This is a genomic window from Frigoribacterium sp. PhB118, from assembly GCF_003751725.1.
Classification (GTDB): Bacteria; Actinomycetota; Actinomycetes; order Actinomycetales; family Microbacteriaceae; genus Frigoribacterium.
The window spans coordinates 387,119-405,566 of the sequence record NZ_RKID01000004.1; the positions used below are offsets into that span (position 1 = coordinate 387,119).

The 18,448-nt window shown below is 70.9% G+C and carries 19 protein-coding genes and 1 tRNA gene; 10 read left to right on the forward strand and 10 right to left on the reverse strand.

From position 1 onward, the window contains the following. Nucleotides 1-57: 57 nt before the first annotated feature. Both EDF21_RS13495 and EDF21_RS13500 read right to left on the reverse strand, forming a co-directional pair. Nucleotides 58-891 (reverse strand): carbohydrate ABC transporter permease, encoded by an 834-nt coding sequence (locus EDF21_RS13495; protein ID WP_056044474.1) that lies wholly within the window; start codon nucleotides 889-891, stop codon nucleotides 58-60. Between the two features lie 89 nt (nucleotides 892-980). Further along, nucleotides 981-1,913 carry a carbohydrate ABC transporter permease gene (locus EDF21_RS13500; RefSeq protein WP_056043057.1) on the reverse strand — a complete coding sequence of 311 codons (933 nt, stop codon included), beginning with the start codon at nucleotides 1,911-1,913 and terminating at the stop codon, nucleotides 981-983. 294 nt (nucleotides 1,914-2,207) lie between these two features. Here EDF21_RS13500 and EDF21_RS13505 point away from each other — a divergent pair, with 294 nt between their 5' ends. Then, the gene (locus tag EDF21_RS13505) at nucleotides 2,208-3,230 is read left to right on the forward strand and encodes a LacI family DNA-binding transcriptional regulator (protein ID WP_123571762.1); all 1,023 of its coding nucleotides are present in this window, start codon (nucleotides 2,208-2,210) and stop codon (nucleotides 3,228-3,230) included. 55 nt (nucleotides 3,231-3,285) lie between these two features. On the opposite strand, the gene EDF21_RS13510 is transcribed toward EDF21_RS13505, so the two are convergent. Next, a complete protein-coding gene (locus tag EDF21_RS13510) occupies nucleotides 3,286-3,726 on the reverse strand; it encodes a MarR family winged helix-turn-helix transcriptional regulator (RefSeq protein WP_123571685.1) in 441 nt (146 codons plus the stop codon). A 72-nt stretch (nucleotides 3,727-3,798) separates the two neighbouring features. Between EDF21_RS13510 and EDF21_RS13515 the strand changes: the two genes are divergently transcribed. Continuing rightward, entirely contained in the window at nucleotides 3,799-4,161 is a 363-nt protein-coding gene (locus EDF21_RS13515) for a VOC family protein (protein ID WP_056043063.1), read from the forward strand. Nucleotides 4,162-4,264: 103 nt separating this feature from the next. Here EDF21_RS13515 and EDF21_RS13520 read toward each other — a convergent pair whose 3' ends face one another. Beyond that, nucleotides 4,265-5,071 carry a phosphatase PAP2 family protein gene (locus tag EDF21_RS13520; RefSeq protein WP_123571686.1) on the reverse strand — a complete coding sequence of 269 codons (807 nt, stop codon included), beginning with the start codon at nucleotides 5,069-5,071 and terminating at the stop codon, nucleotides 4,265-4,267. Between the two features lie 155 nt (nucleotides 5,072-5,226). Here EDF21_RS13520 and EDF21_RS16780 point away from each other — a divergent pair, with 155 nt between their 5' ends. Beyond that, nucleotides 5,227-5,403, forward strand: a complete 177-nt coding sequence (locus EDF21_RS16780; protein ID WP_158612924.1) for a hypothetical protein — start codon at nucleotides 5,227-5,229, stop codon at nucleotides 5,401-5,403. 431 nt (nucleotides 5,404-5,834) lie between these two features. Here EDF21_RS16780 and EDF21_RS13525 read toward each other — a convergent pair. The 4 genes from EDF21_RS13525 to EDF21_RS13540 form a co-directional block, all read right to left on the reverse strand. Next, nucleotides 5,835-5,906: transfer RNA gene (locus EDF21_RS13525), tRNA-Arg, on the reverse strand. Nucleotides 5,907-6,048: 142 nt separating this feature from the next. Further along, a complete protein-coding gene (locus EDF21_RS13530; RefSeq protein WP_123571687.1) occupies nucleotides 6,049-6,543 on the reverse strand; it encodes an HNH endonuclease in 495 nt (164 codons plus the stop codon). A gap of 364 nt (nucleotides 6,544-6,907) precedes the next feature. After that, nucleotides 6,908-7,741: a C40 family peptidase gene (locus EDF21_RS13535; protein WP_148053712.1), complete on the reverse strand. Its 834-nt coding sequence runs from the start codon at nucleotides 7,739-7,741 to the stop codon at nucleotides 6,908-6,910. A 327-nt stretch (nucleotides 7,742-8,068) separates the two neighbouring features. Beyond that, entirely contained in the window at nucleotides 8,069-8,761 is a 693-nt protein-coding gene (locus tag EDF21_RS13540; protein ID WP_043593511.1) for a metal-dependent transcriptional regulator, read from the reverse strand. A gap of 88 nt (nucleotides 8,762-8,849) precedes the next feature. On the opposite strand from EDF21_RS13540, the gene serC reads away from it, so the two are divergent. Next, complete coding sequence (gene serC / locus EDF21_RS13545; protein WP_123571689.1) at nucleotides 8,850-9,962, forward strand: phosphoserine transaminase; 1,113 nt, start codon at nucleotides 8,850-8,852, stop codon at nucleotides 9,960-9,962. A gap of 100 nt (nucleotides 9,963-10,062) precedes the next feature. On the opposite strand, the gene EDF21_RS13550 is transcribed toward serC, so the two are convergent. Both EDF21_RS13550 and EDF21_RS13555 read right to left on the reverse strand, forming a co-directional pair. Continuing rightward, a complete protein-coding gene (locus EDF21_RS13550) occupies nucleotides 10,063-10,674 on the reverse strand; it encodes a DUF3027 domain-containing protein (RefSeq protein ID WP_123571690.1) in 612 nt (203 codons plus the stop codon). After that, entirely contained in the window at nucleotides 10,667-11,044 is a 378-nt protein-coding gene (locus tag EDF21_RS13555) for a cold-shock protein (RefSeq protein WP_043593516.1), read from the reverse strand. Before EDF21_RS13555 ends, EDF21_RS13550 begins: the two co-directional genes overlap by 8 nt. Nucleotides 11,045-11,135: 91 nt before the next feature. On the opposite strand from EDF21_RS13555, the gene EDF21_RS13560 reads away from it, so the two are divergent. The 6 genes from EDF21_RS13560 (at nucleotide 11,136) to EDF21_RS13585 (ending at nucleotide 18,312) form a co-directional block, all read left to right on the forward strand. Continuing rightward, nucleotides 11,136-11,414, forward strand: coding sequence for a hypothetical protein (locus tag EDF21_RS13560; protein WP_054146822.1), 279 nt, complete (start codon nucleotides 11,136-11,138; stop codon nucleotides 11,412-11,414). A gap of 39 nt (nucleotides 11,415-11,453) precedes the next feature. After that, nucleotides 11,454-13,313: a helicase-associated domain-containing protein gene (locus EDF21_RS13565; protein ID WP_123571691.1), complete on the forward strand. Its 1,860-nt coding sequence runs from the start codon at nucleotides 11,454-11,456 to the stop codon at nucleotides 13,311-13,313. Between the two features lie 108 nt (nucleotides 13,314-13,421). Further along, nucleotides 13,422-15,056, forward strand: a complete 1,635-nt coding sequence (locus tag EDF21_RS13570) for a DNA repair helicase XPB (protein WP_056043095.1) — start codon at nucleotides 13,422-13,424, stop codon at nucleotides 15,054-15,056. Then, the gene (locus EDF21_RS13575; RefSeq protein ID WP_056043098.1) at nucleotides 15,053-15,616 is read left to right on the forward strand and encodes a hypothetical protein; all 564 of its coding nucleotides are present in this window, start codon (nucleotides 15,053-15,055) and stop codon (nucleotides 15,614-15,616) included. The genes EDF21_RS13570 and EDF21_RS13575 overlap by 4 nt, the downstream gene beginning before the upstream one ends. Nucleotides 15,617-15,742: 126 nt before the next feature. Next, nucleotides 15,743-16,435: a response regulator transcription factor gene (locus EDF21_RS13580; protein ID WP_043593521.1), complete on the forward strand. Its 693-nt coding sequence runs from the start codon at nucleotides 15,743-15,745 to the stop codon at nucleotides 16,433-16,435. A 116-nt stretch (nucleotides 16,436-16,551) separates the two neighbouring features. After that, nucleotides 16,552-18,312 carry a cell wall metabolism sensor histidine kinase WalK gene (locus tag EDF21_RS13585; protein ID WP_123571692.1) on the forward strand — a complete coding sequence of 587 codons (1,761 nt, stop codon included), beginning with the start codon at nucleotides 16,552-16,554 and terminating at the stop codon, nucleotides 18,310-18,312. Nucleotides 18,313-18,448: the final 136 nt, after the last annotated feature.

An 18,448-nucleotide genomic window follows, 5' to 3' on the forward strand; every position in this document is an offset into this window, starting at 1 on the left:
CGGGTCGGTGGATCAGGACGGGAGCGGCAGATCGGGACGGCCGGGGCCGCGGACCGGCTACTTGAGGCCACCGGACCCCAGGCCGCTGCGCCAGAAGCGCTGCAGGCTGAGGAAGGCGACGAGCAGGGGGATGATCGAGACCAGCGCGCCGACGAGCACCAGGGTGCGCAGTTCGGGGTACTGGCTCACGTTGGAGTTCCAGGTGTAGAGGCCGAGGGTCACGGGGAAGAGCTCCTGGGACCGCAGCATCACCAGCGGCAGGAAGAAGTTGTTCCAGATGGCGACGAACTGGAACAGGAACACCGTCACGAGGGCGGGCGACATCAGCCGGATCGCCACGGTGAAGAACGTGCGCAGTTCGCTCGAGCCGTCGATGCGGGCGGCCTCGACGATCTCGTCGGGGACGCTCGACGCGGCGTAGATGCGGCTGAGGTACACGCCGAACGGGCTGACGATGCTGGGCAGGAAGACCGCCCAGAAGGTGTCGGTCAGTTCGACCTTGCTGAAGATCAGGAACAGCGGCAGCGCCAGGGCCGTCGCCGGCACGAGCACGCCACCCAGGAAGATGTTGAACAGCGCCTCCCGACCCCAGAAGCGGTACTTGGCCAGGGCGTAGCCGCACATCGCCGACAGGATCGTGCCGAGCGCGCCGGCGACCGTCGCGTAGACGATGCTGTTGAGCATCCACCGCGGGAAGATGCCGTCGTTGTACGTGAAGAGCCGGCCGACGTTGCCGACGAAGTCCTGCGCCGACGTCGGCGAGAACCACAGGGCGGCACTCGAGTTGAAGTTGTCGAGCGTCTTGGTCGACGACACCAGCAGCCAGAAGATCGGCACGAGGAAGTACAGCGTGAAGGCACCCATGATGACCATGGCGGCCGTTCGCGACATCACGCTCTCGCGGGGCCCCCCGCCGCGTCGGCGAGCAGGGGTCGTCGCGTCGTCGAACGACTGGGCGGGACGGATGGGGGCGTCGACGGTCACTGGTCGGCCTTCCGCTGGGTCAACCGGAGGAACCCGATCGAGAGGATGAACGTGGCGACCGCGAGGACGACGCTGAACGCCGCCGCGAGGTTGAAGTTGGGCACCGAGGACGTCGAGTAGACGAGCATGTTCGGCGTGAAGGTCGACGAGATGGTCGACGTGAACTGGCGGAAGACCAGCGGTTCGGTCAGCAGCTGCAGGGTGCCGATGACCGAGAAGACGGCGGTCAGCACGATCGCGGGGACGACCAGCGGGATCTTGATCGACACGGCGATGCGCCACTGCGAGGCCCCGTCGAGGCGGGCCGCCTCGTAGATCTCGGTGGGGATCGCGAGGAGCGACGAGTAGATGATCAGCATGTTGTAGCCGACGAACACCCAGGTGACGACGTTGGCCACGGCCCAGAGCACCGTGCCGCCGTCGAGGAGGCCGGCCCGCGACGTGACGGCCGAGAACGGCGAGAGGCTCGGCGAGTAGAGGTAGCCCCACATGATCGCCGCGATGACGCCGGGCACGGCGTAGGGCGCGAAGAACGCGAGGCGGAAGAACCGCTTGCCGCGCAGCAGGGGCGAGTCGAGCAGCAGCGCGAAGAGCAGGGCGAGCAGCAGCATCACGGGGACCTGGACGACGCCGAAGAGCAGCACCCGGCCGATGGACGACCAGAACTCGGTGTTCTGGAAGACCAACGCGTACTGCGAGAGGCCGCCGAAGACCTGGGTCGGGGCACCGAACGTGCCCTCGCGTTCGACCTTCTGCAGCGACTGGAAGACGGCGTAGAGGATGGGCGTCAGGTAGAACGCCGCGAAGAGCGCCGCGAAGGGGACGATGAAGATCGCGATCGCCTTGCGGTACCGGAACGGCTTCCGCGGTCTCGTCGGACGCGGGGACGGCGGGGCGACGACGGCGGGCTCGGCAGCAGTCTGGGTCACACGGGGCCTCGGCTTCTTCGGCGGGTGTCCTTCACGAACGGCCGGAGGCCCTTCGACGGCGAAGGTTCACAGGGTTTCTGTGATCGTTCCCAGAGGATGACCCGAAGAATCGGGTGGCATTTTCTGGGAACGTTCACAGAGCTAAGCCCACGGTCGCCGGTTTGTCAAAGCGGAGGGGCCGACCGTGATCGTACGGTGACCCGACCGGCCGCCCGTCCTTCGCCCTCCGTGCGACCTCCGTTCGCCCTCCCGGGAACGATCCCGAGGGTCCCGGGCTCCGCTAGGGTGACCGACATGCCCGGTCCGAGATCTCCGCGTCGGCGTGCCACGATCCACGACGTGGCCGCCGAGGCCGGCATCTCCCGGGGCACCGTGTCGCGCGTGCTGAACAACGAACCGTACGTCTCGCACCAGGCGCGCGAGGCCGTCGAGGCCGCCGTGGCCAAGGTGGGCTACGTCCGCAACGCGGCTGCGCGCAACCTCGTCACCCAGCGGTCGCGCGCGATCGCGCTGATCGTCCACGAGCCCCATTCGGTCGTGCTCGACGACCCGAACATCGGCAACATCCTGATCGGCACCAACGCCGTGCTGTCGCAGGCCGACCACCAACTCGTCACGCTGATGATCGACTCCCAGCGCGACAGCGACCGCGTGGTCGAGTACCTGCGCGGCGGCTTCGTCGACGGGGCGATCATCCTGTCCGCCCGGACGGGCGACCCCATCTCGCAGGCCGTCGCCGAGCTCGGGCTGGCGGCCTCGTTCGTCGGCCACCCGAGCGACGCTCCCGACATCCCGTTCATCGGCATCGACAACCAGGCCGCCGCCGAGGCGATCGTGCGCCGACTCGTGTCGACGGGGCGCACCCGGGTCGGCATGCTCGCCTCGGGACTCGACCGCGACTCGGGCGAAGACCGCCTCGCCGGCTTCCGCGCCGCGCTCGACGACCTCTACGACCCGCACCTCGTGGTGCGCAACCCGTTCTACAGCTACTCGGCCGGCGTCGACGGCATGACCGAGCTGCTCGAGCGGGACCCCCGGGTCGACGGCGTCTTCGCGGCGTCGGACGCCGTCGCCGCCGGGGCCCTCGACGTCCTCCACCGGCGCGGGATCTCGGTGCCCGGCGACCTCGGCATCGTCGGCTTCGACGACAGCTCGTGGGCGCTGCGCTGCACCCCGCCCCTCTCGACCGTGCGCCAGCCCGCCGAAGAGCTGGGCCGACGGGCCGCCCGCCAGGTCCTCGACCAGCTCGGCGGCACCGACGAGACGCACACCGCGCTCCTGCTGCCGACCGAGATCATGTGGCGCGAGAGCGCCTGACCCGTCCCCGGCACCACACGGGGAGGCGCGACGAGACGAGCCCGGACGACGTCGGTCAGCGCAACGCGGCCGCGAATCCCCGCAGGGCCGTGACCACCTGACGCCGCGCCTCCTGGTCGAGCCCTCGCGTCATCGCGTCCTCGACGCCCCGCACGGCGGCACTCGCCGTCGCCAGCTGGCGGCGGCCCGCCGCCGTCAACTCGGTCGGCAGCGCCCGCCCCGACGGCGCCCGCTCGGCCCGCCGCACGAGCCCGTCGCGCTCGAGCGACTGCAGCAGCACGTTCATGGACTGTCGCGTGACGAAGGCGCCGCGGGCGAGCTCGGAGTTCGAGAGCCCGGGGCGCTGGGCCAGGAGCTCGAGGCACGAGTAGTGCGTGATCGTCATGCCCAACGGGCGCAGCTCGGCCTCCATGGCGGCGCGGAGGGCACTCGACGCCTCCTTCAGCAGATACCCCACGGAGGTCTCGAGGTCGATGGTCGACGCGGCTTGACTCATGTCAGTAGTCTGACATAGGTTCTGTTGTGTCAGTCAACTGACATCAACCGCCACGACACGAGAGCAGGCACCATGACCGCCACCGGCCCCGACTTCATCTCCCTCCAGGTCCGCGACGTCGAGCGCTCGGCCGCGTTCTACGAACGGCACCTCGGGCTCACCCGGCAGGACGGCCCGCCCCACGCCGTCGTCTTCGCCACGACCCCGATCGCGTTCGCCGTGCGGGGCCCGCTGCCCGGCGTCGACCTCGACGCGGCCCCGCTCGGTCGCGGCGTCGGCCTCTGGCTGCTCGCCCCCGACGCGCAGGCGATCCACGACGCCCTGGTCGCCGCCGACGTCGAGATCGCCACCCCGCCGGTCGACGGCCCCTTCGGCCGCACCTTCACCTTCGTCGACCCCGACGGCTACCAGGTCACCCTGCACGACCGCGCGTGACGCCCGTCGCCGCCGTCCGACTACGAGGCCCCGGACGAGGAGGCGCCGGACGAGGAGGCGCGGCGCCCGCCCTCCGCGGTGGTCGCGTCGGTCGTGCTCCACGTCACTCGTGGACGTCGTCGTCGTCCTGGGTGCTCAGGTAGAGCCGGTGGCTCGTGACGATCAGCGAGAGCCAGCCGATGCCGCTGACCCAGCCGACGGCGACGTCGGTGAACCAGTGGGCCCCGAGCAGCACGCGGGACAACCCCACGACGCCGGCCGTCCCGGCTGCGGCGCCGACGAGGGCGACCTGCGGTGCCTGCTTCTCCTGCCGGAGAGCCAGGAGGTAGGCGAGCACGCCGAGGATCGTCGTGGTGTTCAGCGTGTGGCCGGACGGGAACGACGGGGACTTCTCGTACGGCGGGATGGCCTCGTGACGGTCGGGCCGGTTGCGCTTGATGAGCCTCTTGCCCACGACCGTCATGGCGAGCGATCCCGCACCGGCCGCCACGACGAGGGCGACGGGGCTAGGGTGGCGATCCCGGAAGCCGAAGGCCGCTGCGGCTCCGACGGTGACGGCGGGCAGGACGACGGGCCCGAAGACGTGGGCGAGGGCGGCGGCCGCGCCGTTCGTCGCCGGGGAGCGGAGCTTCTTCGCGCGCTCGAGCGCCGGCCGGTCGAGGCTCTCGATGCCGTCCCGACCCGTGACACCGTCGTAGATGTAGGCCGCCCCGGCGGTCGCCGCGAGGGCGATGCCTCCGCCGACGGCGAGCGTCGCGACCAGGGCGCGACGGGCGCCGACCTTCTGCGCGACGGCCTTGTGCCGCGACGCGAGACGCCGGCCCGGCCTCGAGCGCCACTCGGTGAGGTCGCGACGGCCGATCTGCCGGTCGTAGCGGGTCGTGCGGGCGGTCTCAGCGGCGGTCGGCATGTGCCCACTCTGGCCCCTCGGCGATCCTGGCCTCCAGGTAGCGTGGTTCCCGGCCGTCTGAGCGCGATGGGCACTCACGGTGGCGTGTGCGCCGGCGACTCCCCCACGCGGGCTCGGCGACGTCAGCACCGCTCCCACCAACCGGAAGGCTCCTCATGGTGTTCTCGATCACCCTCCTCGTCCTCGGGCTCGTCGGCATCGTCGGCGGCGTCCTGATCGTCCGGCAGCGGGACGGCGGCAGCGCCCTGCCGGGCGTGGCGATCACGGCGTTGGGAGCGGTGGCGGCCGCACTCGGCATCGCGCTCCTGGCCCTGCCCGAACTGCCCGCGTAGCCGATCGGCGCTCGTGAGAAGTGCCCCTGGACGGGCGCGCAGAGCGCGGAGCCGCAGGGGTTCGAGTCCCTCCAGGGGCATCGTCGCGAAGCGACGTCAGGTGCCCCTGGAGGGGACGGCGCGCCAGCGCCGTCGGGCCGCGCGGGTTCGAGGCCCGCAAGGGGCTCGACGAGCGCAAGCGAGGAGTGCCCCTGGACGGGCGCGCAGAGCGCGGAGCCGCAGGGGTTCGAGTCCCTCCAGGGGCATCGTCGCGAAGCGACGTCAGGTGCCCCTGGAGGGGACGGCGCGCCAGCGCCGTCGGGCCGCGCGGGTTCGAGGCCCGCAAGGGGCTCGACGAGCGCAAGCGAGGAGTGCCCCTGGACGGGCGCGCAGAGCGCGGAGCCGCAGGGGTTCGAGTCCCTCCAGGGGCATCGTCGCGAAGCGACGTCAGGTGCCCCTGGAGGGACTCGAACCCCCAACCCTTTCCTTAGGACGGAACTGCTCTTCCATTGAGCTACAGAGGCTGACCCCGCGAGTCTACCGAACCCGCGCCTCCTGCCGTCCGGCCCACCATGCACCCCGTTCGCGAAGATGAACCCCGATGAAGCGGGGTTCGTCTTCGCAAACGGGGTTCATGGGCAGACGAGCAGGCGCCGGCGCCAGGCCTCACGCAGCGGCGAGGTACTCGTCCCAGTTCGCCTGCGTCCGCTCCATGCCGCGCACGACCCAGCCGACCCCGTGCGGCGGCTTGGGCGTGAAGAGCAGCTCCCAACCCATCTCGTGCGGGGTGCGGTCGCTCTTGAGGTTGTTGCACTTGAGGCAGCACGCGACGAGGTTCTCCCAGCTGTCCGCCCCGCCCCGCGACCGCGGCTGCACGTGGTCGATCGTCGTCGCGGACCGACCGCAGTAGGCGCACCGGTGCGAGTCGCGCCGCATGACGCCCCGCCTCGAGACGGGGATCTGCCGGGTGTGCGGGATGCGCACGTACCGCGTCAGCACGATGACCGACGGGCGATCCCACGACGTCACCGCCCCGAGCACGGGGTGTTCCGCATCGGCGGCGACGACGGTCGCCTTCTGGCTCATGACGAGGACGAGGGCCCGCCGGTCGGACACGACGGCGAGGGGCTCGTAACCGGCGTTCAGGACGAGAGTGCGCATGCTTTCCCTTTCGAAGCACCCTGGACGGCTTCCAGGGATTCGATCTCTCGGGGCGGCGCAGGCCCAGCAGGCCCACCGATACGAAAAAAGCACCGTCACGAGGACGGTGCTCTGTCACATGGCGGGGTGTCGTATGTGCTCGTGCGACAGCGCACCCATGGTGCGGGTGGCGGTCGAACGAGGCATCTGACGCTCCTGGTCTCAACGGAACTCCGAGATCGCCAGGTTAACCCCGGAAGGGTCGCACTGCCTAGAGGCAGGACGACCCTTCACAGGTTGTTCACGCGGGGCGCCGTCCGGGCGCACGATGCCCCAGGAGGCGCGGTGTCCCGGGAGGCGCGGTGCCCCAGGAGGCGCGGGTCGCCTACGCCCCGTAGCGCACGTAGTGCACCGCGGAGGTCCACAGCGGGCGGACGCTGACCGAGCCACCGGGCTTCGGTGCGTCGAGGATCATGCCGTTTCCGGCGTAGAACCCGTCGTGCGACCCGTCGTTGAAGATGACGACGTCGCCGGGCTGCGCCTCGGCCGCCGAGATCGGCGTGCCCAGGGCTCCCTGGCGGGTGACCGAGTGCGGCAGCGAGATGCCGTACTGCGAGTAGACGTACATCACGAAGCCCGAGCAGTCGAAGCCGGCCGGGGTCGCGCCGCCGAAGACGTAGGGCGTGCCGACGTACTGCAGGGCCGTCGCGTAGACGGCACTGAGGCTGAACGCGCCCGGCGTCGCGACCGTGCCCGTCGCCGAGGTCGTCGCGGCGGCCACGTTCTGGGCGGCCGTCGGGCCCGTGTAGCTGGCGTAGCTCGCGGCCAACGCCGCACGCTCGGCCTCACGCTGGCTGGCGAGGGCGGCCGCGTTGAGGTCCGCCTGCGACGTCGCCGTGTAGCCGTCCCGGGTGGCGTCCGCGAGGGCGACGTCGTCCGCGACCGCGACGCTCTGCGCGTGGCTGGTCGACGAGCTCGTCGACGCGGCGCCGATGCTCGGGCCGTTCGCCGCCGCCGGGTTCGACGCGAACGCCGGCAGCGCCATCGTGCCGATCAGACCGGCGGTGAGCGTCATCACGGTCACCGAGACCACGCTGCGCTTGACCGACGGGCGGCCCGGGCGGGCGGCGGGCGCGGCCGTGGCCTGGGCGCGACGCAGCGACGAGCGGGTCGGCAGATCGGCGGGGGTGCGGGTGGCGACGGTGCGGTTCGGGCGCACGTCGGGGGTGTGGTCTGAGCCGGGGAGGGTCAAGAGGGTGGGTCTCCTGCGTCTCGACAGCTTTCGGGAAGCTGTCCCGTCCGTTCGTTCGTATCGCGACGACACACGGCAGGAGACGGGCGTGAGAGACGTCCTGCCACGGGTCCGGCGGCCGGTTCAGCAGCCTGGGGACTCAGCGACTGTAGCCCAGCGACCCCTGCGAGATCATCCTCGAGAGGGATATTTGTAACGAATCGGTAAACGACTGCGTGATCCGGCGCAGAACGCAGGAGGCGCGGCGCACGGACGCAAGAATCCCGCGCGGCCGCATCCCGCCTCGGTGAGCGGTCAGAGCCCGACGTAGATGTGCTGTGCGACCTCGGTCGGCAGCTCGAGGCCCTCGTCGTGGCCCTCGACCTTGACGAAGACGTACGACCCCGCCGAGCGGAGGGTCGCGATGCCGCCCGGCAGCACGCCGGCGCCCTGCAACTGCTGAAGCAGCTCGGGCTCGAACTGCACCGGCTCGGCCAGGCGACGGATCGGCCGGGTGACACCCTCGGGATGCTCGGCGAGCACGGCCACGAGGTTGACCACGCCGTCGAGGAAGCGCCCCGCAGGAGAGTCGCCGAGCTCGTCGAGCCCGGGGATCGGGTTGCCGTAAGGCGACTCGGTCGGGTGGTCGAGCATGTCGAGCAGGCGTCGTTCGACCTGCTCGCTCATGACGTGCTCCCACCGGCAGGCCTCGTCGTGCACGTAGGCCCAGTCGAGGCCGATCACGTCGGCGAGCAGGCGCTCGGCGAGGCGGTGCTTGCGCATGACGTGGGTCGCCTTCGCGCGTCCGTCGTGCGTGAGCTCGAGGTGTCGGTCGCCGGAGACGACGACCAAGCCGTCGCGTTCCATGCGGGCGATGGTCTGCGACACGGTCGGACCGGAGTGGCCGAGACGCTCGGAGATGCGCGCACGCAGCGGCACGATGTTCTCTTCTTCGAGGTCGAGGATCGTGCGCAGGTACATCTCTGTGGTGTCGACGAGATCGGTCAACAGGGGCCTCCCGGTGGAACACGTGGACTACCCCGCAAGCCTACCGGCTGCACGCTGGGCACCGCGCCGCGTCACTAGGATCGAGCGCATGGCGGACATCCGGATTCCCACTGACCTCTTGCCCACCGACGGCCGCTTCGGTTGCGGCCCCTCGAAGGTGCGGGCCGCCCAGCTCGAGCACCTCGTCACCGCCGGCGCGACGATCCTCGGCACCTCGCACCGTCAGGCCCCCGTGAAGGACCTGGTGGGTCGCGTCCGCGCCGAACTGGGCGAGCTCTTCCGCCTGCCCGACGGCTACGAGGTCGTGCTGGGCAACGGCGGCTCGACCGCCTTCTGGGACGCGGCGGCGTTCGGGCTCGTCGAGAAGCGTGCCGAGAACCTGTCGTTCGGCGAGTTCGGCTCGAAGTTCGCCAAGGCCGTCGCGGCCCCCTGGCTCGAGGCCCCCCACGTGGTCACCGCCGAGGGCGGCTCGTTGGCCGAGGTGGAGGTGCTCGAGGGCGTCGACGTCTACGCCTGGCCGCACAACGAGACCTCGACCGGCGTCATGGCCCCGGTCACCCGGGTCGCGGGCGACCCCGGCGCCCTCACCGTCGTCGACGCGACGAGCGCGGCGGGCGGCATCGACGTCGACGCCTCGCAGGCCGACGTCTACTACTTCGCCCCGCAGAAGAACTTCGCGAGCGACGGCGGCCTCTGGTTCGCGATCTTCTCCCCCGCGGCGATCGAGCGCGTCGAGCGGATCGCCGCCAGCGGCCGTTACGTCCCCGAGTTCCTGAGCCTCAAGAACGCCGTCGACAACTCGCGGCTCGACCAGACGTTGAACACGCCCGCCCTGACGACCCTGCTGCTGCTCGAGGACCAGACCCGCTGGATGCTCGAGAACGGCGGACTCGCCTGGGCCGACGCCCGCACGCGCGAGTCGTCGTCGGCGCTCTACGACTGGGCCACCGCCTCCGAGTACGCGACCCCGTTCGTCGTCGACCCGTCGCACCGTTCCCAGGTCGTGGCGACCATCGACTTCGCCGAGTCGATCGACGCCGCCGCGATCGCGAAGGTGCTCCGCGCCAACGGCATCGTCGACACCGAGCCCTACCGCAAGCTCGGCCGCAACCAGTTGCGCGTCGCGACCTTCACGGCCATCGAGCCCGACGACGTCCGCCAGCTGATCCGGTCGATCGAGTTCGTCGTCGACGCCCTCTGACCGATCGCCCGCACGACGAAGGCCCCGACACGATCGTGTCGGGGCCTTCGTCGTGGTCCGTCCGACCCCAACGCGGGAGGCGCGGGTCGGGCCTGAGGGACTACTTCCGTCGCCTGCTCAGCGGGTCTTCATCCTCGCCGTCCCAGTCGTCGTCGTGCGAGTCGTCGTCGAGGTCCGCCTCGGGGTGCGCGGCCGGCACGACGGGTGCGTCCACGGCCCGCCCGGAATCGTCGGAGTCCTCGGAGGCGTCGACCAGGTCGTCGATGTCGACGCCGTCCACGTCGCCGCCGTGCACGATCGACCCGCGCTCGTCGTCGGACTCGTCCTCGTCGTCCGCGTCGTCGTCGTCCGAGTCGTCTTCGTCGTCGTCCTCGTCCGACTCGTCGTCCTCGTCGTCGCCGTGCGCCTCCTGGGCCTTCATGTCGGCGAGGCGGTCGGCCCACGGCACCCAGTCCGGGGCGAGCAGGGCGCCGTGACCGGGCATGAGCTCGGCCTCGAGCACCGAGGGCTCTTCGCCGTCGAGGTGGGCGACGCTGACCGTCCAGTGCCAGCCGGGGTAGCCGGGCAGCAGCGTGGCGAAGCGCACCGAGGTGACGCCGGGCTCGTCGTCGATCGGGTCGGCCTCGGCACCGATCGTCTCGTCGGGCGTGATCTCGGTGAGAGCGCGACGGGCGAGCTCGGACCAGGGCGTGCGCGTGGCGGCCTCAGGCATCGAACGAGTCCGCGACGGTGCGCAGCAGCACGGCGATGCGGGCGCCGTTCTGCGGGTACCGGCCGTGACGGAGGTCGCCGCCGGCCTTGTCGAGCACCTTGACGAGGTCTTCGACGATGACGGCCATGTCGTCGGCGGAGCGACGGTTCATCTTGGCGAGGCTGGGGGCGGCTTCGAGCACGCGGACCGACAGGGCCTGCGCGCCGCGCTTGCCGTCGGCGATGCCGTACTCGAGGCGGGTTCCCGCCTTGACACCCACGGTGCCGGCGGGCAGGGCCGACGCGTGGAGGAAGACCTCTTGGCCGTCATCGCTGCTGATGAAGCCGAAGCCCTTCTCGTCGTCGTAGAACTTGACCTTGCCGGTGGGCATGACTGGACCTCTCGTGAAGACGGGTGACCCTGAGGGTGGGTCGCCCCAGCTTAGATCGCCGGGTAGGGCCGCACCGCACTATCGTTGACCCGTGGCCAAGAAGATCGAACCGAGTGCGCCCTCTGACGTCAATCGTACAGAGCGCGTCCTCCTCTTCATGATCCTCGCCATCGTCGTCGTCTCGGTCCTCGCGTTCTTCACGAGGTTCGTGGGCGTGGCGACGGGTGTCACCGACTTCACCGCGGGCGTCTGGCCCGCACTCACGATCCTGCCCCTCATCGGGCTCCCGATCGCCTTCGCGATGCTCCTCGCATTCGTGGTGGCGAGCGCCGTGCGTCGCAGCCGCGACTCACGGGGCACCAGACGGTAACCGCAGACCCGGGCTGCACGACGGCTGGAGGCCTCGACCATGGCTAGTGCACTCGACCTCGCAGGCGTCCTGCGCGCCATCGACGACGACGACCTGTTGCGCCGCCTCGCTCGACGGCAGGTCCGGGCGTCGAGCGTCCACGACGCCTTCGACCTCGCGGACGTCCTGCTCGAGCCGGCCAGCGTGCGCGACGCCCTCACCCACCTCGACCGCGTCGCGCTCATCGTGCTGCAGGTCGTGAGGGTGCCGGGCGACGTCGACGCCGTGCACGAGCGCATCGACGCCGCCTTCGAGGTCGACCGCGAGACGGTGGCCGCCGCGCTCGACCGCGTGGACGAGGCCTTCCTCGTGGTCCGCCGCGGCGACTCCGTCTCGACCCTCGACGCCGTGGGCGAGCGACTCGACGACGACCCCGCCCTGGCCCTCGAGGTCCTGACCTCCGAACGACCGCCGGTGGTGCTCGAGACCGTCCTCGACCAGGCCCGCGACGACGCCGACGCCCGCTCGGCCGAGCGGCTGTACGCCGTCGTCATCGAGGTCGCCGAGATCCTCCGTGCCCTCGAGCAGTCACCTGCCCGCGAGCTCGCGAAGGGGGGCCTGGCCCTGCCCGAGTCGAGGCGCCTCGCCGAGGCCGCCCGCATCGACGTCGACGACGTGGCGACCGTGCTCGCCATCGCCGTGCGGGCCGGGTTGGCCGCGCCGAGCCCGGACGGCTGGGTCGTGGCCGCCGACGCGACCGACTGGCTCCGCGCCTCCTGGCCCGACCGGTGGCAGACGCTGACGCGGGCCTGGCTCGCATCGCTGCCGACCGAGATCCTCGCGGTGCTCGAGCAACGCGTCGACACGTCGTGGGGACTGCCGCTGCGCGAGTTCTCCGACTGGTCCTACCCGGCCGGGGGCAGCTGGATCACCGAGCGCATCGCCGCGTTCTCGCGCAGCGCCGAGGTGCTGGGCCTGACCTCCGACGACACCCCCACCTCGGCGGCCGTCGCCCTGTTCCGCGAAGGTCCGGCCGCCGCCCGCACCCGGGTCGCCGCCCTGCTGCCCGACGCGGTCGAGCAGGTCTACCTGCAGCACGACCTCAGCGTCGTGTCGCCCGGGCCCCTGTCGCCCGCCATCGACGCCCGGCTCCGCGTCATCGCGGTGGTCGAGAGCGCGGGCCTCGCGGCCACCTACCGCATCACCGAGGGCGGACTGCAACGGGCCCTGAGCGAGGGCGAGTCCGCCGATTCGCTGCGCGAGTTCCTCGGCGGCATCTCGTCGACGGGCATCCCCCAGCCGCTCGACTACTTGATCCAGCAGAGCGCCGAACGGCACGGGCGCTACCGCGTCCGCGCGATCGCGCCGGGCGGCTCCCCCGCGGGCGTGCCGGGCGACGCGCTGTCGCTCGTGGTCGCGGACGACCGCGCGAGCCTCGACACCCTCGAGGTCGACCAGTCGCTCTCGCCCCTCGCCCTGACCCGGGTCGACGCGACGACCGTGGCGAGCCGGTTCGAACGCGACACCGTCTTCTGGTCGTTGAGCGACGAGCGCTACCCCGTCGTCGTGGTCGACGAGGGCGGTGCCGAGGTCGTCCCGCCGTCCCGACGCCGACCCCGGCGACCGGCCCCGATCGAGACGCGTGACCCGCTGCGCGAACTCGTCCAGCGTCTGCACACCGACGCCGGCTCCGGTGACGAGTCCACCGACCGTGCCTGGATCGCCCGCCAGCTCGACGCCGCCGTGAAGGGCCGTCTGACGGTCACCGTGACGGTCGCGATGCCCGACGGCAGCACCACCACCCTCGACATGGAGCCAACCGGCATCGGCGGCGGACGCGTCCGCGGTCGCGACAAGAAGTCCGACGTCGAGCGCACGCTGCCGCTGAAGAACGTGGTGGCGGTCGCGAGTCGCGACTGAGGCGGGCGCCCCTCGTCGGCCGAGCCGCGCCTCCTCGTCCTGCCGGGTGGGCGCCGACCGGTGCCCGGCTGTGAGAGCCGAGACCGGGCGCGCCTAGACTCGACCCTCATGACCGGACCCCTGATCGTGCAGAGCGATCGCACCGTCCTGCTCGAGGTCGCGCACGAGCAGGCGGAGGACGCGCGGCACGACCTGAGCGTCTTCGCCGAGCTCGAGCGCGCTCCCGAGCACGTGCACACCTACCGCATCACCCGCCTCGGACTGTGGAACGCACGGGCGGCCGGGCACAGTGCCGACGACATGCTCGGCACGCTCGAGAAGTACAGCAAGTTCCCGGTGCCGCAGAGCGTCAGCGTCGACATCGCCGAGACCGTCGCCCGCTACGGCCGCATCGTCATCGAGCGCGACGGCGACCAGTTGCTGCTGCGCGGCACCGACAGCTCCGTGCTGAGCGAGGTCACCCGGGCCAAGAAGGTCGGCGAGCTGCTCGGCGTCAAGCGGGCCGACGACCTGTGGGAGCTCCTGCCGTGGGCGCGCGGCGAGGTCAAGCAACAGCTCGTCAAGCTCGGCTGGCCCGCCGAGGACCACGCCGGTTACACGCCCGGCACCCCGCACGCCATCGACCTCGACGAGAGCGACTGGCACCTGCGCGACTACCAGCAGAAGGCGATCGACAACTTCTTCGAGGGCGGCTCGGGCGTCGTCGTGCTGCCGTGCGGCGCCGGCAAGACCCTCGTCGGGGCCGGGGCCATGGCGGCCGCCGGCACCACCACGCTGATCCTCGTCACGAACACCGTCTCCGCGCGACAGTGGCGGGACGAGCTGCTCAAGCGCACCTCGCTGACCGAGGACGAGATCGGCGAGTACTCCGGCTCGGTGAAAGAGGTCAAGCCGGTCACCATCGCCACCTACCAGATCCTCACGGCCCGCCGTGGGGGCAAGTACACGCACCTCTCGCTGCTCGACGCGCTCGACTGGGGCCTGGTCGTCTACGACGAGGTGCACCTCCTGCCCGCGCCGGTCTTCAAGCTGACGGCCGAGCTGCAGGCCCGCAGGCGCCTCGGCCTCACCGCCACGCTGGTCCGCGAGGACGGCCGCGAGAGCGACGTCTTCAGCCTGATCGGCCCCAAGCGCTTCGACGCCCCGTGGAAGGAGATCGAGGCCCAGGGCTTCATCTCGCCGGCCTCGTGCTACGAGGTGCGGGTCGACCTCCCCCAGGAGGCGCGGCTCGAGTACGCGGCCTCCCCCGACGACGAGCGCTACCGGTTGGCCGCGACGGCCCCGGCCAAGCTCGACGTGGTCAAGCACCTCGTGGCCCGGCACGACGGCGAGCAGATCCTCGTCATCGGCCAGTACCTCGACCAGCTCGACGAGCTCGCCGCGGTGCTCGACGCCCCCACGCTGACCGGCAGCACGGCCATCGACGAGCGCGAGCGCCTCTACCAGCGCTTCCGCGACGGCGACCTCAAGGTGCTCGTCGTCTCGAAGGTGGCCAACTTCTCGGTCGACCTGCCCGAGGCGACCGTGGCCATCCAGGTGAGCGGCTCGTACGGGTCGCGGCAAGAAGAGGCACAGCGACTCGGTCGTCTGCTGCGGCCGAAGAAGTCGGGCTTGCCGGCCTCGTTCTACACGCTCGTCAGCCGCGACACGGTCGACCAGGACTTCGCCCAGAACCGTCAGCGGTTCCTGGCCGAACAGGGCTACAGCTACACGATCCTCGACTCGCCGGTGGTCGCCGCGTGAGCGACGCCACGGACGCCGACCTCCCCCTGGGCGACGACGAGCTCTGGCGCGACAGCCTGCGAAGGGTGTTCGCGGCCGACCAGGCCCCGTTCGCGACGTTCGGTCCGCTCGTGGCCTCCCTCGACCACGACGCCATGGAGTTCCGCGGCCAGGTCGCCCGGTTCGCCGAGTGGGACCCGTCCGTCGTCGTGTCGGTCGCCCGCACCTACGAGGTGCAGGGCGGCCTCCACGCGGGGGCGACCCTCAGCATCGTGACCTGGAGCCCCGATCCCGAGGTGATCGAACGCAGCGACCTGCTCGCCGGGTCGCCGGTCAAGGACCACCTGTTCGCCGGCCTCACCGCGATCGGCGCCACCGACGACGCCTCCGAGGCCCAGGTCGTCGCCGCCTCGGTCGAGGAGTTCCCGGGGTGGCAGATCACCCGGGCCTCGGGCTACACCGCGGTGCTCGAGCGGCGCGAGGGCGTCGACTTCACGCTGGCCGTGCCCGACGAGCTGCTCGAGTTGACGACGCGCGTCGCCCTGGTGCCCAACGTCGAGTGGTCCGCCCCCGACGCCTGAGCGTCCGCGTCCACGATCATGCGTCCCGCTGTCTCGGCCACCTGAGGGCTGCCGCTCCGGCAGCGTGCGGGTGGCGTGCCTCCGGCTCACAGGAAACACCGAGGAGGCGCGCAGATACTTGGGCGCATGAGTGACGGCCCCAAGATCCTGATCGTCGACGACGAACCGAACATCCGCGACCTGTTGACCACCAGCCTGCGTTTCGCGGGCTTCGCCGTCCGTGCGGTCGGCAACGGTGCGCAGGCGATCTCGGCGGTCCTCGAAGAAGAACCCGACCTGATCATCCTCGACGTGATGCTGCCCGACATGAACGGGTTCGGCGTCACCAAGCGCCTCCGCTCGTCGGGCTACACCTCGCCGATCCTCTTCCTCACGGCGAAGGACGACACCGAGGACAAGATCACGGGCCTCACGGTCGGCGGCGACGACTACGTCACCAAGCCGTTCAGCCTCGACGAGATCGTCGCGCGCATCAAGGCGATCCTGCGTCGCACGATGAACGAGGACGAAGACGCCATCATCCGTGCCGGCGAGCTGACGATGGACCAGGACACCCACGAGGTCACCATCGGCGAGACGGCCATCGAGCTCAGCCCCACCGAGTTCAAGCTGCTCCGGTACCTCATGCTCAACCCGAACCGCGTGCTGTCGAAGGCCCAGATCCTCGACCACGTGTGGGAGTACGACTTCAACGGCGACGCCGGCATCGTCGAGAGCTACATCTCGTACCTGCGTCGCAAGCTCGACCAGTTCTCGACGGAGCCCATCATCCAGACCAAGCGGGGCTTCGGCTACATGCTCAAGGCCACGAAGGCCTGACCACCAGCCCTGGTGCGTGAACACGACGACGCCCGACCGCCCCGAGCGGTCGGGCGTCGTCGTGCGTGCTCCGACGGGCGGGGTGCGCCCAGCCGGTTCCGCTAGCGTCTGTCCTCATGCACGCTCGCCTCTCGCAGTGGTGGAACGAGATCTCCATCCGCACCAAGATCACCGGCATCACGGTGACCCTGGTCACCCTCGGCCTCGTCGTCGCCGGCCTGGGCACGATGACCGTCCTCAGCACCTATCTCATGGGTCAGGTCGACACGTCCCTGCGGAACTCGGCGACCAACTTCACCAGCGCCTCGTTCGACCAGGCGGACTCCCGTTCGTGCACCGTGAACTTCGCGGGCCTGACCAGCAGCTACGTCGCGATCCTCGACGACGAGGGCGACCTCATCTGCGACACCCGTTCGCAGCTGTCGAGTGCCACCGACGCCCCCGACCTCACGGGCGTCGGCGTCGCCGGCGCTCCCCTCGACGAGGCCTTCAACCGGTACAACTCGAGCCGCGACAACGAGTGGCGCCTCTTCGCCCACGCGGCCGCCCTGCGCTCGACCGACGCCCAGGGCAGCGTGACGACCGTGCCCGCCGTCATCGTGGCCGGAACGAACCTGGCGGGCACCAATGCGACGATCGGGCGCTTCGGCGGCATCTTCCTCGGCTTCGGCCTCTCGGTCGTCGTGCTCGGCGCCGCCCTCACCCGCCTGCTCGTCACGTCGACCTTCGCGCCGCTGCGTGACGTCGAGGCCACGGCGGCCCGCTTCGCCGACGGCGACTTCACCCAGCGGCTCGACTCGACGACGCCGAACACCGAGGTCGGGCGTCTGAACCGATCCCTCAACACGATGCTCAACCGGATCGACAGCGCCTTCGACGACCGGGCCAAGACGATCGACCAGATGCGCCGCTTCGTCGGCGACGCCAGTCACGAGCTCCGGACGCCGCTCGTCTCCCTCCGCGGCTACGCCGAGCTCTACCGCATGGGTGCCCTGACGAAACCCGAGGACGTGGCCCAGGCCATGGACAGGATCGAGAAGGAGGCCATCCGCATGGGCGTCCTCGTGCAGGACCTGCTCGCCCTCGCCCGTCTCGACGAATCCAAGCCGCTCGAGCTCGGCCCCGTCGACCTCGTCCAGCTCGCCCGCGACTCGGCCCTCGACACCATGGCGTCGAACCCCGATCGCGACATCGACGTGATCGTGCTCGAGCCCGTCCTCGCGCCGTCGCCCACCCCCGCCGACGGCGACGAGACCCCGGCCGACGGACGTTCCCCCGAGACGGCCTCGCCCGCCGCGAACACCCCCGCGACGGGCACGGCGCTCACGGGCGCAGCCGTCGGCGCGACGAGCCCGATCTCGTTCGCGGGCGCGACCCTCGCGCGCCTCCGCAGCCTGAGGGCTCGGGCCGTCCGCAACGGCGACACGGCGACGGCCGCCCAGCTGCAGGACGAGGTGCAGAGGTTCGAGGCCCCGGCCATCGTGCACGGCGAAGAGAACAAGATCCGTCAGGTGATCACCAACCTGATGGGCAACGCCATGCGGTTCACCGAGCCGGACAGCCCGATCGAACTCGTGGTGCAGTCCGACCCCGGACGCGGTGTGGCCACCGTCGCCATCGTCGACCACGGCGAGGGCATCCCGCCGCAGATCCGCGAGAAGATCTTCCAGCGGTTCTGGCGTGCCGACTCGTCCCGCACGCGGGACACCGGTGGCAGCGGCCTCGGCCTGGCCATCGTCTCGGGCATCGTCGCGGCCCACGGTGGCTCGGTGGACGTCGACGACACCCCCGGCGGTGGAGCCACCTTCCGTGTCGCCCTGCCGCTGATGCCCGCCGACGCCGTCATCGCGGCCGAGCCCGCCGGCGTGACCGCCTAGCCCGACCGGCACGGCCGGCACCCCGCGCCCTGGACACGACGCCACGACGTGGGCACTGCACCACGTTTTCTCGTGGCGTCGTGACCACGTCCTGGCGTGTTCCACGGAAGCGGAAGCGGCCGAACCACCGAGCACG

Bases quoted from the DNA above. Each gene is read 5' to 3' on its own strand.
- EDF21_RS13505 (WP_123571762.1), top strand. From the start codon at position 2,208: ATGCCCGGTCCGAGATCTCCGCGTCGGCGTGCCACGATCCACGACGTG.
- EDF21_RS13580 (WP_043593521.1), top strand. From the start codon at position 15,743: ATGAGTGACGGCCCCAAGATCCTGATCGTCGACGACGAACCGAACATC.
- EDF21_RS13530 (WP_123571687.1), bottom strand. From the start codon at position 6,543: ATGCGCACTCTCGTCCTGAACGCCGGTTACGAGCCCCTCGCCGTCGTG.
- EDF21_RS13520 (WP_123571686.1), bottom strand. From the start codon at position 5,071: ATGCCGACCGCCGCTGAGACCGCCCGCACGACCCGCTACGACCGGCAG.
- serC (WP_123571689.1), top strand. From the start codon at position 8,850: ATGGCGGACATCCGGATTCCCACTGACCTCTTGCCCACCGACGGCCGC.
- EDF21_RS13510 (WP_123571685.1), bottom strand. From the start codon at position 3,726: ATGAGTCAAGCCGCGTCGACCATCGACCTCGAGACCTCCGTGGGGTAT.
- EDF21_RS13555 (WP_043593516.1), bottom strand. From the start codon at position 11,044: ATGCCCACCGGCAAGGTCAAGTTCTACGACGACGAGAAGGGCTTCGGC.
- EDF21_RS13565 (WP_123571691.1), top strand. From the start codon at position 11,454: ATGGCTAGTGCACTCGACCTCGCAGGCGTCCTGCGCGCCATCGACGAC.
- EDF21_RS13550 (WP_123571690.1), bottom strand. From the start codon at position 10,674: ATGCCTGAGGCCGCCACGCGCACGCCCTGGTCCGAGCTCGCCCGTCGC.
- EDF21_RS13570 (WP_056043095.1), top strand. From the start codon at position 13,422: ATGACCGGACCCCTGATCGTGCAGAGCGATCGCACCGTCCTGCTCGAG.
- EDF21_RS13585 (WP_123571692.1), top strand. From the start codon at position 16,552: ATGCACGCTCGCCTCTCGCAGTGGTGGAACGAGATCTCCATCCGCACC.
- EDF21_RS13495 (WP_056044474.1), bottom strand. From the start codon at position 891: ATGTCGCGAACGGCCGCCATGGTCATCATGGGTGCCTTCACGCTGTAC.
- EDF21_RS16780 (WP_158612924.1), top strand. From the start codon at position 5,227: ATGGTGTTCTCGATCACCCTCCTCGTCCTCGGGCTCGTCGGCATCGTC.
- EDF21_RS13515 (WP_056043063.1), top strand. From the start codon at position 3,799: ATGACCGCCACCGGCCCCGACTTCATCTCCCTCCAGGTCCGCGACGTC.